This is a genomic window from Evansella clarkii, from assembly GCF_002019695.1.
GTDB lineage: Bacteria > Bacillota > Bacilli > Bacillales > Salisediminibacteriaceae > Evansella > Evansella clarkii.
Genome location: NZ_KV917376.1, coordinates 166240 through 180146, shown reverse-complemented (window position 1 = coordinate 180146; position 13907 = coordinate 166240). Strand labels below are relative to the sequence as shown.

Annotated in this window: 12 protein-coding genes; 4 read left to right on the top strand and 8 right to left on the bottom strand. The window is 40.1% G+C overall.

All coding sequences use genetic code 11. The features are described 5' to 3' along the window. Positions 1-29 precede the first annotated feature (29 nt). Positions 30-890: a dimethylarginine dimethylaminohydrolase family protein gene (locus BK582_RS00725; RefSeq protein WP_078592534.1), complete on the bottom strand. Its 861-nt coding sequence runs from the start codon at positions 888-890 to the stop codon at positions 30-32. A gap of 228 nt (positions 891-1118) precedes the next feature. Then, complete coding sequence (locus BK582_RS00720) at positions 1119-1604, bottom strand: hypothetical protein (RefSeq protein ID WP_078592533.1); 486 nt, start codon at positions 1602-1604, stop codon at positions 1119-1121. Between the two features lie 244 nt (positions 1605-1848). Between BK582_RS00720 and BK582_RS00715 the strand changes: the two genes are divergently transcribed. After that, entirely contained in the window at positions 1849-2763 is a 915-nt protein-coding gene (locus tag BK582_RS00715; RefSeq protein ID WP_078592532.1) for a diacylglycerol kinase, read from the top strand. Positions 2764-3552: 789 nt separating this feature from the next. Here BK582_RS00715 and BK582_RS00710 read toward each other — a convergent pair. The 4 genes from BK582_RS00710 to BK582_RS00695 all read right to left on the bottom strand — a co-directional run bounded on the left by BK582_RS00710 (position 3553) and on the right by BK582_RS00695 (position 7035). Beyond that, positions 3553-4776: a DUF418 domain-containing protein gene (locus tag BK582_RS00710; protein WP_169910705.1), complete on the bottom strand. Its 1224-nt coding sequence runs from the start codon at positions 4774-4776 to the stop codon at positions 3553-3555. A gap of 199 nt (positions 4777-4975) precedes the next feature. Beyond that, positions 4976-5449 (bottom strand): DUF948 domain-containing protein, encoded by a 474-nt coding sequence (locus BK582_RS00705; protein ID WP_078592530.1) that lies wholly within the window; start codon positions 5447-5449, stop codon positions 4976-4978. 73 nt (positions 5450-5522) lie between these two features. After that, on the bottom strand, positions 5523-5720 hold the full coding sequence (locus tag BK582_RS00700; RefSeq protein WP_078592529.1) for a hypothetical protein: 198 nt from the start codon (positions 5718-5720) through the stop codon (positions 5523-5525). 253 nt (positions 5721-5973) lie between these two features. Beyond that, the gene (locus BK582_RS00695; protein ID WP_078592528.1) at positions 5974-7035 is read right to left on the bottom strand and encodes a YecA family protein; all 1062 of its coding nucleotides are present in this window, start codon (positions 7033-7035) and stop codon (positions 5974-5976) included. A 123-nt stretch (positions 7036-7158) separates the two neighbouring features. Between BK582_RS00695 and rlmD the strand changes: the two genes are divergently transcribed. Together rlmD and BK582_RS00685 are read left to right on the top strand one after the other, a co-directional pair. Next, positions 7159-8535: a 23S rRNA (uracil(1939)-C(5))-methyltransferase RlmD gene (gene rlmD / locus BK582_RS00690; protein WP_078597728.1), complete on the top strand. Its 1377-nt coding sequence runs from the start codon at positions 7159-7161 to the stop codon at positions 8533-8535. A gap of 327 nt (positions 8536-8862) precedes the next feature. Then, positions 8863-9840, top strand: a complete 978-nt coding sequence (locus BK582_RS00685) for a phosphotransferase enzyme family protein (RefSeq protein ID WP_169910702.1) — start codon at positions 8863-8865, stop codon at positions 9838-9840. A gap of 239 nt (positions 9841-10079) precedes the next feature. Here BK582_RS00685 and BK582_RS00680 read toward each other — a convergent pair whose 3' ends face one another. Beyond that, entirely contained in the window at positions 10080-10949 is an 870-nt protein-coding gene (locus tag BK582_RS00680; protein ID WP_078592526.1) for a DMT family transporter, read from the bottom strand. 549 nt (positions 10950-11498) lie between these two features. Here BK582_RS00680 and BK582_RS00675 point away from each other — a divergent pair. Continuing rightward, positions 11499-12473, top strand: a complete 975-nt coding sequence (locus tag BK582_RS00675) for a tRNA dihydrouridine synthase (protein WP_078597727.1) — start codon at positions 11499-11501, stop codon at positions 12471-12473. Between the two features lie 246 nt (positions 12474-12719). On the opposite strand, the gene BK582_RS00670 is transcribed toward BK582_RS00675, so the two are convergent. Further along, positions 12720-13631 (bottom strand): hypothetical protein, encoded by a 912-nt coding sequence (locus BK582_RS00670; protein WP_078592525.1) that lies wholly within the window; start codon positions 13629-13631, stop codon positions 12720-12722. Positions 13632-13907 lie beyond the last annotated feature (276 nt).

Genomic DNA, 13907 nt, shown 5'->3' with positions numbered 1-13907 from the left:
GGGAGGTTTAAACTAAACCTTGAACTATTTTATTTTGCTTCTCTTAAAACTGGCATTGTACAGCAGCGGAAGGAACCGCCAGATTTAATAATCTCGGTGATATCCACTTCTATTACCTCATAGCCCCTGTCCCTTAACTGTTTATTAACGTTCTGATTTACAGGCAGGCTTAAGATTTTCTTATTTCCTAGTGATAAAACATTGGTGCCTAATGTAAACTGTTCCTCTTCAGAAACTTCGATTAAATTATATCTTGAGGCGAGCAGCTCCTCTTTCTCTTTTTCGATTACTCCAGGGTAGATCAGAGCTTCTGTTGGTGAGATAACGTTAAAAACACAATCCAGGTGTAAGTATTTTTCAGTAAATGGCACGCTGATAACTTCAAATTCAGGAAGCAATGTATGAAGATGTTCAGTAGCAGCTTTATTAGTCCGGTTACTGAGGCCGACGTAAATTGTTTGGCCATCAATAATTACATCTCCGCCTTCAATCTGGTCGCCGATAAGATTGTAATATGATATTTCTTCATCTTCCAGCCATTTCTTTAAGAAATCCTCTTCACCTTTCCTCACATCAGCAGCCATTTCAGCGACGAAAATCGTCTGGCCCAGCGTAAAGCCGATATCTCTTGTAAAAACCTGTTCGGGGTAATTTTTGTCAGCAGGAAGAAGAACGACATCCACCCCATGTTTTTTAAGGACTTTAACAAATTCTTCATGCTGCTCCATCGCTTTTTTAATATGGATGCCTTCATCTTTGAAGTGCTTCTGAGTGTCATTGATTACTTGGCGTATTGTCATATGCTCAGGCTGGCATAATATAACTCGTTGTAAAGTATCGTACTCGCTTTTGCAATATGATTTTTGGTTTTTTTTCGAGATTAAAGACATAGTTCTCCTCCATATTCAATTAAAATAAATACTTCTGCATGTTATTGTTAATAGTATATTCAAATGCCCCGCCGCCATGGGTCTGGATTAATCCTTGGGGCTTTATTGCATACTATATATATCTTCCCTGTTTTTATTTATTTTTAACCAGTTTTATTCCTAAAAAGAATAACGAAAAAAAGTACCAGCAAATTGCTGATACTTTAATAAGTATATAATTTTATTGCTTTATGAACTGTATGACTGGTCTTCCTGCTCTTTTTTGTGTTGCTGTTCTTTTAACTTTTCCCAGTTGATTTTCAGTAACAGGCTGATGTGGTAGTAAACTAGAGCTCCGGCTACACCAATCAGGATGCTGGTCAATGATTCACCTGGAGTAAAATAAAATTGTCCTCGGGAAAGAGCTGAAAGTGAGAAATACACGATAGAAACAGTTACACCTGCTGCTGCGTATAAACTGAAGGCACGTACATACTCATGAACTGCAGAAGTTATTGTATCCTTATGTTTTTTAATAAAATGGTCTGCTGCATATGAAGCTGGAATACCCCCAAGAATAAACACCGGTGCTGTATAGAAGGTGTATATCCCGGTCAATAAGCCAAATCCTAACTGGTCTCCCCCTGAAAACACGAGCTGATACGCTGCAGCTAACGCACTGAAAATCACCACTGATAAGACAGATATGAACAACCTGTGAAAGAATTTTGGCATTTTTGTGAACCCCCCTCTTATTTTTATAATAGCTCATTTTGAGAGTTAGTAGAAAACTTTTACTTATTTTTTTGAAATAATTTTTTCGACCATATTTGACAGAATGATAATCAAGGCTTTTAAATAGAAATAAGGTAAACTTGATTATAGCCAGGCCGGTAGATTAAAATATTAAACTCAGTAAAATAGTGATATACTGGTCTTGTTAAATCGTGGAAGTCAGCAGAACACGGAGGAAATAAAAATGAAACGGGCCAGATTAATTTATAATCCAACTTCAGGGAGAGAACAGGTCAGGAAACAGCTGCCATTTATACTGGAACGCCTTGAGAATGCAGGCTATGAAACCTCCGCACATGCGACTACAGGTAAAGACTGCGCAAAACGGGCTGCAGAAAAAGCATGTCAAAATAAATTTGATTTGATCATTGCTGCAGGCGGGGACGGTACAATTAATGAAGTGGTGAATGGAATGGCTGAGATGGAAGTCAGACCCCGCCTCGGAATTATACCTGCAGGTACAACCAATGATTTCGCCAGAGCTCTTCACATACCAAGAGAGGTCAATGAGGCGTGTGAGGTGCTGTGTAACGGCAGGATTCAGTCCGTGGATATCGGAAAGGTAGAGACTCAGTATTTTATTAACATTGCCGGCGGTGGTACACTTACGGAATTGACATATGAAGTTCCTAGCAGGCTGAAGACGATGATGGGGCAGGTAGCTTACTATGTAAAAGGCTTTGAAAAACTGCCACGGATCAAACCGAGCAATGTAACGATTGAATATGATGGAAAGTGGTTTGAAGGGGAAATCATGCTGTTCCTTGTTTCCAATACTAACTCGGTTGGAGGTTTTGAAAAGCTTGCGCCAAAAGCATACTTGAATGATGGGCTTTTTGATTTGCTGATTCTTAAGAAGTCAAATCTTGCAGATGTTGTTAGGCTTGTAAGTGCCGCGATGCGCGGAGAGCATATCAGGGATGAAAGCGTTATTTACGTGCAGGCCAGCAGAATTAAAGTCCATTCCGAACAGGAAATGCAGTTGAACCTCGACGGGGAGTACGGAGGAGTACTGCCAGGAGAGTTTGTAAACCTTCATAATCATATAGAAATGATTGTGCCGGATAAGGACCTTGCTTGTTTCCAGCGGCTTTATTAAATGAAAAGAGGACCGGGAAAACGAATGTTTTCGGTCCTCTTTTTTGTTTGAAAAACTACGTAGTGCTGAGGGTGTGAACATGAAGATAAATTGTTAATGGAATTTGATGATTTTTCAAGCAAAAAATATACAGGACAAATTTTGAAGAGGGCAGCCGAAATTGTCCTGAAAAAGTAATTTGCTGGACAAATTTCAATGAAGATTCAAAAATTTGTCCAGCAACAGCTTAACGATTTCTATTATATTCCTTTTTATACCGATTATCTGGACAAATTTCCTGTAAATCGCTTGAATTTGTCCAGAAAAGAGAATTTGCTGGACAAATGTGTCAGTTAGAAGGCAGATTTGTCCCGAAAAAATGATTTGCTGGACAAATCTCAAGGAGAAGCCAAAAATTTGTCCAGCAACAGCTTAACGATTTCTATTATATTCCTTTTTATACCGATTATCTGGACAAATTTCCTGTAAATCGTTTGAATTTGTCCAGAAAAGAGAATTTGCTGGACAAATGTGTCAGTTGAAAGGCAGATTTGTCCCGAAAAAATGATTTGCTGGACAAATCTCAAGGAGAAGCTAAAAATTTGTCCAGCAACAGCTTAACGATTTCTATTATATTCCTTTTTATACCGATTATCAGGACAAATTGCCTGTGAATCGCTCGCATTTGTCCAGAAAAGAGAATTTGCGGGACAAATATGTCAGTAGGAAAGTAAATTTGTCCAGCAAAAGTAATTTGCAGGACAAATTTCAATGAAAACTCAAAAATTTGTCCAGTAAGCGCCAGCTATTCTATTTTCTAATTGGCTGTTTCCTCAAATATGTTCCTGATCTCCAAATCCATTCCACAGGACCAAACCTGAACCTTCCCAGCCACCATTTGCTCAACAGCATCTGCACAGCGAAGAAGGCAACCGCGAGCAGAATACCCGCCAATGTTCCAAGCGATGCAAATAATCCAAATCCGTATCCGTAAAAAATAGTGGTCATCACTACTGACTGAAAAAGATAGTTTGTAAGCGCCATTTGTCCAGTGTACGCAAGGCCACGGAAGATGGACGCTGCACCGGTTTTAACAAATACAAGTGTGAAAAGAGCAATATACCCTACTCCCAATATCGGACCGCCGATAATATATCCAAGATAATCAAGAGAAGCATTATCAGTAAAAACCATGGCACCTTTAAGGATAAGGCCCGCTGTAACACCTGCCACCGAAGCTCTCAGCAGAATTCCACTGTTCTGTTGCGGGCGATGGAGCCACCTTTTTTTCGCGATAAACCCTCCGAGCAAAAACAGGAATAAAGTCTGTACTGTTATCGTAATAAAATTAATAACCGACATGGCCGAAGCCAGGAGCTCCTGTTCCTCCGGGGCAACCCCTGGCCCGTAATCGATTGCTTCATAAGGATTCGATGTAAAACGATGGGTTACCACATCGGCATAACTGCCCTCCGCAAGTATTTCTTGTTCGGAAGCCCCAAACTCTTTAAGGCCTGGAGGGACAGCCCCGTCGTCACCTGGGAACAGCCCTGGCAACGCCATAAAGCCTGCTAAGAGAAGAGCCCATACAAGCAATGTTTTTGCAGCCCTTTTTATAAAAAAGAAAAAAATTAATCCTGTTATACTGTAAGCTAAGAGGATATCTCCGTCCCAGATAAAATACAAATGAACAAAACCAATAGCCATAAGCAACAGCAGGCGGCGTATAAACATGAGGTTAAATGGACGCTGTTTTTCCGTGGACCGGTCCCAGATCATTACGGCACCAAAACCAAAAAATATGGAAAAAACGGGATAAAAGCTGCCCTGGAAAAACCACTCAATGAATACATGGGCGGACTGGTCAGGTGATGTTAGACCCGGATAGATAAATTTAAAACCGATTGTCCCGTATTGGAACGCAAGCATATTGACCATTAATATTCCAAACAGGGCAAAGCCCCGCAGACTGTCTATGTGGTTCAGTCTGTCTGATGAATCAAGCGGCGACATCTCTTTTATGCTGCCACTCATTTGCTGCTCATCCTTCATATGTAATTATCCCTTCTTTCTATAGCTTTCATCATTGCGCTGGTTGCGTCTCGTTTTTCTTCTTTTAATATCGTACAGCAATTCAGGAGTTGTGTAAAAGCTTCGCTGGCAATGAAAAACAACCTTAAAATATCTTTCAGCAAAAAAGACTGCATCAAATGCTGATGCAGCCTTTTAAATATTAATGCATATTCACGTCTGTTAATGTTGCGCCTTCGGTTTTCTGCTTCTTTTTGTCTGCTTCCTTTTTCGCCTGTTTCAAATAATAGATGAAAGCAGCGCCCCGGAGAATTCCCCGTAAGTTGTTTGCATCGAGTACTTCGGTTCCCAGCTTCGCCCGTTCTGACTTATCCATAGTTACTTTCGCCATGGTGCTTGTCAGATGGTGCGCAGACTCCCCGGTATCATGGACAATCTGGAATAAAGGATCCAGTTTTGTCATCTTGTTGTTGATATCAAGCAATGTTTCGTTAGTGTTGTAGAGGATAAGTGTTGTTTCGTTGGTGATATCCTCCAGGCTCTTTTGTGTTTTATCAATTGTTTCTGCGGTAGATCCTAATGTTGATTCCAGTTTTTTAAGTACGGGAATGAGAAAGAAAACGAGTACTGCAAAACCTAATGCGAGTATGAAAACGCCAATACCGAGCCAATCCATATGTACCACCTCTTTTAGTTTATATTGTAGTTCAAATTAAATCACCGTACCATAACAAGCGTTCTGTTATCCATTACTTCATCTTAAAACCGTCCAGTGGTTTCATACCTGTAAGTGCTATTCCAATACCCCGCTCACCGGGAATGTAAACTTTCCCATTCAGCCGTTCAGAGCTGAACAGGAGGCAAAAATACTGTAATGCCAGCTTACTGTCAAAAGCGCTTTTCATTTGCTGCAATGGACTTTTTTCTAATATGTCCAGCTTAGACATAGAACTTCCAACAGTTTTTCCTTTTTTAAAAAGTTCATCTCATTTGAAGCACAAAGGGGCCTATCCATCCAAGTTTCTTTTCCTGGTATATACCTCCTCCAGATTTGCTGAAAAATAAGTGCTCTTTAAAATAAATATTCGAGAAAATTCGCTAATATCCTTTTTCAAAGCAGTAAAAACCAGGACTTCTCTTATTAATCTGGCTGTTACACAGAAAAAACGCTTTATGTAAAATAAAGCGTTTCTTACGTTATTATCCTCTTGGCACTCTTACAGGTTGTTCTTCGGTTAAACTGCTTGTAAAATCCTTGTATTTTGCAGATATAGTGGCCGGGGAAACCCCGTATTTTTCCGCCAGTTCCTTCTGTTTAGGGTTTGTCCACTGGCCTGGCTGTTTGGACATCCAGTATTCAAGAGAGGCTGCAAAAACAGCAGGTTTCTGGATTCGCGGATTTTTCTCCCCGTAGTAACTGTTCCACATTTTTTCAGCCCTCAGCAGCAAACTGTATGGATATGCCATGAGATCAATCTGGTTAAACAGAACATTAATTACTTCTGCTTGTTTTTCTTCCGCTTCAGCATCAGCTTTATTATCATTCTCTGGGGAGAGGAACCATGATATTAGAGAAATAAAGGCAGGGAAGCAGTCAACAAAGAATTCTTTTTCCGGCTTTCCGTTCCGGTTAAAGGAATCAGTCAGCCGGTCATATTCCTGGTAAAAAGCACTTTTCATGCTGGCAGGAACGAGCAGGGCATCTGTGCCTAATACAGAGCCATCCGGGGTAGGATAAATATATCCGATAAGAAGATCCCCATCTGATAAATCAGCTAAAGCTGCTGTTTTTTCAGGAATGATTGCTGCCGGATCGAGACTGTCCTTCAGCTGAATTGTGTTATTATCTTCCTTTGTGACAATGAGCAATGATGGTTTGATCCCTTTCCAGCGATCCAGTAATTTCTGAAGAGCCGGAGAACTGGTTTCGCGGTTCTCTTCGATAAAAGAAGAGAGAATCGTTTCTGAGTTGTTAAGCACTGGCGCGTTAAAAATCAGCCAGTGAAAAATAATCTGGGAGAACGCTTTAGCATCCTGTTCTCTGATATCTTCAAACGAAGCAGTATAGCGCTGGTAGAGCGGCTGCAGCTTGTCATCAAATTTCTTGCTGTAATCAAATAAGGATGGAAGAAGCTTCTGGAAAGTTTTCCTGTCCTCCTCCGTGAAGCTCAGCGGGCTGGCTTCATTATTATGTAAGCAGCATTTCTTATATTTTTTGCCGCTGCCGCATGGGCACGGTTCATTTCTGTTTATTTTAGCCATATGTTAAACACCTCATCTTTAAAATCACCTTCTATATCATATCAGTCTAATGATTTTTTTCAACTATAAGCAATATGGTACAATCAAAAGCAGAAAAACATGCACGGGAAAGGACTTTTAATTATGTCAGCAAAGAGTTTGCCAGTAGAAAAAAATCAAATGTTAGAATTAACGTTTGAAGACCTCACTCATGACGGTGCCGGGGTTGCAAAAATAAATGGATTTCCAGTTTTTGTTCCTCGGGCGCTTCCAGGGGAAACAGGCGATGTAAAAATAATAAATGTGAAGAAAAAATTTGCCATTGGCAGATTAATGGAGATAAAGCAGGAAAGCGAGGATCGCATAGAGCCCCCATGCCCAATCTTTAAGCAGTGTGGCGGGTGCCAGCTGCAGCATCTCACTTATGAAGGGCAGCTCCGCCATAAAGAAAAGCATGTCCGTGAGGTTCTCGCAAGAATTGGCGGCCTTACCTCCGTCGATGTCCATCCTGTACTTGGAATGGATAAGCCATGGCGATACCGCAATAAGGCACAAGTGCCTGTTGGGGAGGAAGAAGGAGGCCTAATTGCAGGATTTTTTGCGGAACGGAGCCACCGGATCGTCGATATGAAAGGCTGCGATATCCAGCATATTGAAAACGATAATGTGGTCCAGGTAGTGAAAAACCTCGCTATGAAATACGGGATTCGCGGGTATGATGATAAAACCCATAAGGGGACACTCCGGCATGTAGTAACAAGGCATGGTAAAGTTACTGGTGAACTGATGGTTGTTCTCGTAACGAAAGGAAAAGAGCTTCCTAATAAGAAGAATCTCGTCCGGGAAATTCAGGAGAGTCTGCCGAATGTAAAATCGATTATCCAGAATATTAATCCGAGCAGGACAAACGTTATTTTTGGAGATAAAACAGAAGTGCTCTGGGGCGAGGAAGTTATCCACGATTATATTGGCGATATTAAATTCGCTATCTCAGCCCGGTCTTTTTACCAGGTAAACCCTGACCAGACAAAGGTGCTTTATGACAAAGCACTGGAATACGCCCAGCTTACAGGGAAGGAAACTGTCATTGACGCATACTGCGGCATCGGCACAATCAGTTTGTTCCTCGCCCAGGAAGCAAAGCATGTTTACGGTGTGGAAATTGTTCCTGAAGCAATATCCGATGCAAAGAAAAATGCGAGGCTTAATGGGTTTGAAAATGTTGATTTTGCAGTGGGGGAAGCAGAGAAGGTCTTCCCATGGTGGTACGCCCAAGGGGTAAGGCCGGAGGTTATCGTCGTTGACCCGCCAAGGAAAGGCTGTGACGAGTCACTCCTTGAAACAATCGTTAATATGAATCCGGACCGTGTTGTTTATGTATCATGTAACCCGGCAACACTGGCCCGTGACCTGAAATATCTCGATGAACACGGTTATGAAACGAAGGAAGTCCAGCCGGTGGATATGTTTCCGCATACGACACACGTTGAGTGCGTTGCGGTCATTGAAAGAAAGTTGTAACCCAAAAATAAACTTTCCTAAACAAAATAAACATTTCCGATATAGACCTGGTTTTCGGTAAAATAAACATTTCCGATTTCCGGGTCTTATTCATGCCCAACCCTTGCCTCATCTATCTTTTCTCAACTTACTCTTCTTTCCATTACCTAACTTTGATTATCAACAATGGTGGAATATGGATTTGATGGGGGGGATTTAGGGAGATTTTTTGAGAGGGGACTTAGATTGAGGAGCAGTGAACTTCATTATAAACACCTGAAATTGGAGGATTTTACTTTCCATATACAGAATATATGTAATTATTTCGTTAAAGAGAGGAGAAGCGCGATGAACAACCCTGAAAAGTTCGCAGATGTAGCAAAACTAGCTATCGATAGGTACGATTTCAAGCTTAAAGATTTGTATTTTTTAGCTGAAGAAACAAATATTCTATACAAATTGACTGATACAAAAGGGAATACGTTTTTAATGAAAATTTTTCAAGAAAACTCTAGCACGCTAGAAGATAATCATTTGGAAGTATATGTGATGAATCTAGTAAGCAAAAGAGGTGGAATTTCTATCCCATCCATCCTGCCAGCTGCTGACGGGAGTGAAATACAGGAAATAAAGATAGATGAAGGCAGGTCCCCTGTACGGGTTGCTATTTACAGCTGGTTAGAAGGAGAAGATTTAGATGGTAATGAAAATGAAGATAGGTTTATTCAATTAGGAGAACTAACTGCACGGTTACATGTTGCTACATATGGTGAAAAGGTTCCTGAGACTTTTTCGCCAAAAGGATGGGATAATGTTTTTTATTATAAAGAAGACAAAATGGTTTATAAACAAAGTGAGTACCAGCGTTATTTATCCAAAGAATACCATGAAGTAATGGATACAATTATTCCTTACTTAAATAGTAGATTATCTGAGTATTATCAAATGAATGAAAGAGATCTTCAACTCATTCATAGTGATTTAAATCCTTGGAACGTCTTAGTTAATGGAAATGAGATGCATATTATTGATTTTGAAGATACACTGCTTGGATTACCCCTGCATGACATTGCTATTTTATTATACTATTACAGATTTGAGGAAAAATTCAAATATGATAACGTAAAGCAGCTTTTCTTCAAAGGTTATGAAAAAATTAGACCATTACCGGAGTTTACAGAATTTGATTTAGATTTGTTAATGACCGCAAGAAGGGTGAATTTTTTAAACTATATTTTACTGGTAAGCGAAGATCCAAGTAATTTTATTGAAAAAAATCTACTTAGGGTGAAGGAGTTTATTTATAAGTATAAACTGAGTATATAAGCTTTTGTTAAAGTAAGAATCCTCTAGTTTATAGAAGAACAAAGAATACCTAAAGTTAATTACTGTGCAACAGTACAAAATGCTATCCAATGTAAAAAAGAAAGCACACTTCTCAAACCATGTGGAAAGCGGTGCGGTCATTGTGAGAATTGATTAAAAGAGCCCCAATGGGACTCTTTTTGATTGCTATACATAATTGAATTATTCCAATTTAATTATATTCCTGGAAATAAACCTCCTCAGTCGGACCGCTTCACACTAAGTATGGTGACCGTTAGCAGGATGATTACCATTCCAATAATTTGAATGGTGGTCAAATGATCTCCTAGAAGCAGAACGCCAAATAATGAAGCTGTGACCGGCTCGACCATAGCGACCATCGAAGCAGTTGTCGGAGCAGTCCGCCGTATTCCAATCACATAAAGTATAAATGAAAGTCCAGCGCCCACGATCCCTAAGAGAAGAAACCAGCCTATGTCGCTTGACGTCAGCACACTGGCTGTTTCCTCATTGTCCGCAAAAAGAAAAAGGATGAGACAAAATGAAAAAAATGCAATCGTTAAGGTGGTCGGAGGATTTCCGATAGAAGAAGCATTTTTGAACCCGAATATAAACAAGGCATAGGAAAGACCAGCAGCAAGCCCCGCTACCGCTCCCAGAAAACTCACTGAAATCGAATCGGTACTGTAGGCGCCTGTAAGCAGGATAATCCCCAGAAGCACACCAAAAATGCAGCCCCATTTAAACCAGGTCGAACGTTCCAGCCGTAATAAAAAGGAAATTAAAAGGACAAACACAGGTGCGGTGTACATTAAAGTAGCAGCAACAGCGATGCTTGATGCCTGGATACTGAGAAAATAAAAAGTGAAATTTCCAGCAACTCCAACACCTGCTAGGAGGGACCATATGTATAAACGAGTAGAAAAGAGCCAATTTTTTCTGAAGCGAATGAGAAACCACGCAAGAAAACATATAAAAGCAACAGCACCCCGGTAAAAGGAAATCACAATTGGGTCCCAGCCCTTGTTCATTAAAATATCGCCAATTCCCCCACTAATGCCCCAGCATACAGCGGCAAGCATAACTAAACCAACACCCGCAAATCTCATCATGTGCCTCCTGGAGATATGTGATAGTACGTACTTCGGTTGCATAATAAAAAAACCACGTGAACTAATTAATGTAAATTTAAGAGCCTGAGGCAATTCTTTTTATGTTCTGAAAAACAAATGCATTTTAAAGTATTAATGATAATTCCTTTAAGTTCTCATGCTTAAACCTGACTCAGCCTGGACAGCCAAGGTATCCAGTCTTTTTCAGCGAATCTTTATTTTCCCCCGAATGGTGGAATACTGGATAATAGCGTATGTAGCAGTCTTATTCAGGTTGTAAGGATAACCGATTAAGATCAGGTTGATAAAAAGTGCTTATGCATGGTATAAGTGTAAAAGAAACAGAGGAATTCTGTTTTTAATTTTGCACTATAAGAAAGTAAAAAAATTTTGCAACGTAGCCGTCTCGACGCTGACAAAATTTTTAGGATTATAGTATAAGTGCAACTAAGGCAATCCTTCGCCTCTTTTAAGGCTTGGCTTGCCAAGTTTTCTTTATTTAAAAGATTGCCTGGTAACACATTCATGAGAGGATTTGAACTTATTATGAAAGATAATTTCTGGCGTGAACTCCCACGACCATTTTTTATATTAGCACCAATGGAAGATGTGACCGACGTTGTTTTTCGCCATGTAGTCAGTGAAGCAGCGAGGCCTGATGTATTCTTTACAGAGTTCACAAATTCGGAGAGTTATTGTCATCCTGAGGGGATAAATAGTCTGCGCGGGCGTCTTGCTTTCACAGAGGACGAGCAGCCAATTGTAGCCCATATATGGGGGGATAAGCCTGAAAACTTCCGGCAAATGAGTATCGGTATGGCGGAACTGGGCTTTCGTGGTATCGACATTAATATGGGCTGCCCTGTACCTAATGTGGCGCGGCATGGGAAGGGAAGCGGTCTTATCCGCCGGCCGGAAATTGCAGCGGAACTAATACAAGCTGCAAAAGCAGGAGGACTTCCCGTTAGTGTAAAAACAAGGCTCGGTTTTTCGGAGGTAGATGAATGGCGGGACTGGCTGAAACACATACTGAAGCAGGATATTGTTAATCTCTCTATTCATCTGCGGACAAGGGATGAGATGAGCAAAGTAGATGCTCATTGGGAACTGATCCCGGAGATCAAGAAACTTCGTGACGAGGTAGCGCCAGATACACTCCTGACCATCAATGGGGATATTCCTGACAGGGAAACTGGCCTGAGGCTGGCTGAACAATATGGTGTTGACGGAGTTATGATTGGGCGAGGTATTTTCAGTAATCCATTTGCTTTTGAAAAAGAGAAGAGAGACCACAGCAGCAAGGAATTGCTTGATCTCTTACGATTGCATCTGGACCTTCATGATAAATATTCAGACCTGGGCCTGCGTTCGTACAATGCTCTTCGCCGCTTTTTTAAGATATATGTCAAAGGATTCCGGGGGGCCAGTGCATTAAGGAATGAACTGATGACCACAGAGTCAACAGCTGAAGCACATGCTATGCTCGATGATTTTGAGGCAAAGTTTCTTGATGAACAGTAGAAGTACCCTGATGCAAAGCAGAAGGAAAGCAGGACATTAAACTGGTGTCCCAAAAAATAGTTAGAGATTATACTAAAAAGCTAAATGGCTGGCGTGAAGGGCGGTATTGAACCGTAATCATGCCAGCCATTTTTTTATATGCTGGTTAAAAGCTTAAGTATTGAAGTAATAATTTTACCCTGTTAATCAGACAGAGAGATATTCCTATCTAAACAGACTAGTATTTCACCTGTTGCTTCCCGCATATTAATTTAACGGAGCTAAGCTTCCACGGCTATAGTCATAGACCGTGCCATCTACAGGGTGCACTAAGTAATGAACTTTTGAAGAATAGCTTTCATTTGCAGCATCCTCCACATAAATATAATGATACTTAACTCCATCCATTTCAAAAGCATCCAAGCTAAAACTCGTAGTGGAACTCCACGTGCCGAGATTTTTAATTATTGCTAGTGCATCGTCCGCAGAAATATTAGCTGTAACAGTTTCTTCTCTTTTATTCACTTGTTCCTTTGTTTCTTCTGCAGCAGTCCGTTCGGCTTCTTCTTTTGCAGCCTTTTCTCTTTCAGCCTCCTCTATCGCAGCTCTCTCTTTTTCAGCTGCTTCTCTTTCAGCTTTTTCTTGGGCAATTAAAGCTGTTTCAATGTCTTTCTTTAAATTCTCAACATCTTCGCTTAAAGATTGAAAAAACATGTGGCTCAAATCTGCAGTTAATATTTCTTCAATAGATATAGCAGCTTTTTCATATTCTTCTGATTCTAATAATTGCAACACTGACTCATTTTGCTCGGTTATTTCAGAATATGTTGTTTGGAAGTCTTCTATTAATAAATATATTTCTTCCGTCTTTTTTATTAATGCCTCTGAACCTTCTGTTTCTTTAGTGACTTTTTCTGCGTTATTAGCAGCAAGATCCAAATCTCCCTCCTCTAAAGCTTGTAAAGCATCCTGGTAATTTCTCGTTTGTTCTAATAATGCCGTTGCTCTTTCATCCTGTTTTTTTTCACTGAGAGCTATTTCGAATGCACCTTCCGCCTTTTTAAATTCTTCACTCGCGATGAAATCCAATCCCTTTTGGATCGAATTGTTGTATACTTCCTGATTACACCCCGATAAAAATAAGATAAAAAGTAAACCAATAAAAAGCACTTTTCTCATTTTGTCTTCTCCTTTTATATGTAATTGAGCAATATGTATTGGGTATATTATACCATAAAAATATACTGACATATCTATCGCTTATTTTACTTTGAGGAAGCATGTACTTGGCTTATTCAGGTCAAGGGGCTGTATTGCTCTGTTTGTCCCAATTGGTAAGTCCCCATTAAAGTTCATTTACAATAGAGAAGATATTATTGTAAATATCGAAATCACGCACTAACTTTTAGTTTGAGGGAAGAAAAAAAGTAAATACATCTAACCAATTGAGTTATG

Bases quoted from the DNA above. Each gene is read 5' to 3' on its own strand.
- BK582_RS00715 (WP_078592532.1), top strand. From the start codon at position 1,849: ATGAAACGGGCCAGATTAATTTATAATCCAACTTCAGGGAGAGAACAG.
- BK582_RS00685 (WP_169910702.1), top strand. From the start codon at position 8,863: ATGAACAACCCTGAAAAGTTCGCAGATGTAGCAAAACTAGCTATCGAT.
- BK582_RS00695 (WP_078592528.1), bottom strand. From the start codon at position 7,035: ATGGCTAAAATAAACAGAAATGAACCGTGCCCATGCGGCAGCGGCAAA.
- rlmD (WP_078597728.1), top strand. From the start codon at position 7,159: ATGTCAGCAAAGAGTTTGCCAGTAGAAAAAAATCAAATGTTAGAATTA.
- BK582_RS00700 (WP_078592529.1), bottom strand. From the start codon at position 5,720: ATGTCTAAGCTGGACATATTAGAAAAAAGTCCATTGCAGCAAATGAAA.
- BK582_RS00680 (WP_078592526.1), bottom strand. From the start codon at position 10,949: ATGAGATTTGCGGGTGTTGGTTTAGTTATGCTTGCCGCTGTATGCTGG.
- BK582_RS00725 (WP_078592534.1), bottom strand. From the start codon at position 890: ATGTCTTTAATCTCGAAAAAAAACCAAAAATCATATTGCAAAAGCGAG.
- BK582_RS00720 (WP_078592533.1), bottom strand. From the start codon at position 1,604: ATGCCAAAATTCTTTCACAGGTTGTTCATATCTGTCTTATCAGTGGTG.
- BK582_RS00710 (WP_169910705.1), bottom strand. From the start codon at position 4,776: ATGAGTGGCAGCATAAAAGAGATGTCGCCGCTTGATTCATCAGACAGA.
- BK582_RS00670 (WP_078592525.1), bottom strand. From the start codon at position 13,631: ATGAGAAAAGTGCTTTTTATTGGTTTACTTTTTATCTTATTTTTATCG.
- BK582_RS00705 (WP_078592530.1), bottom strand. From the start codon at position 5,449: ATGGATTGGCTCGGTATTGGCGTTTTCATACTCGCATTAGGTTTTGCA.
- BK582_RS00675 (WP_078597727.1), top strand. From the start codon at position 11,499: ATGAAAGATAATTTCTGGCGTGAACTCCCACGACCATTTTTTATATTA.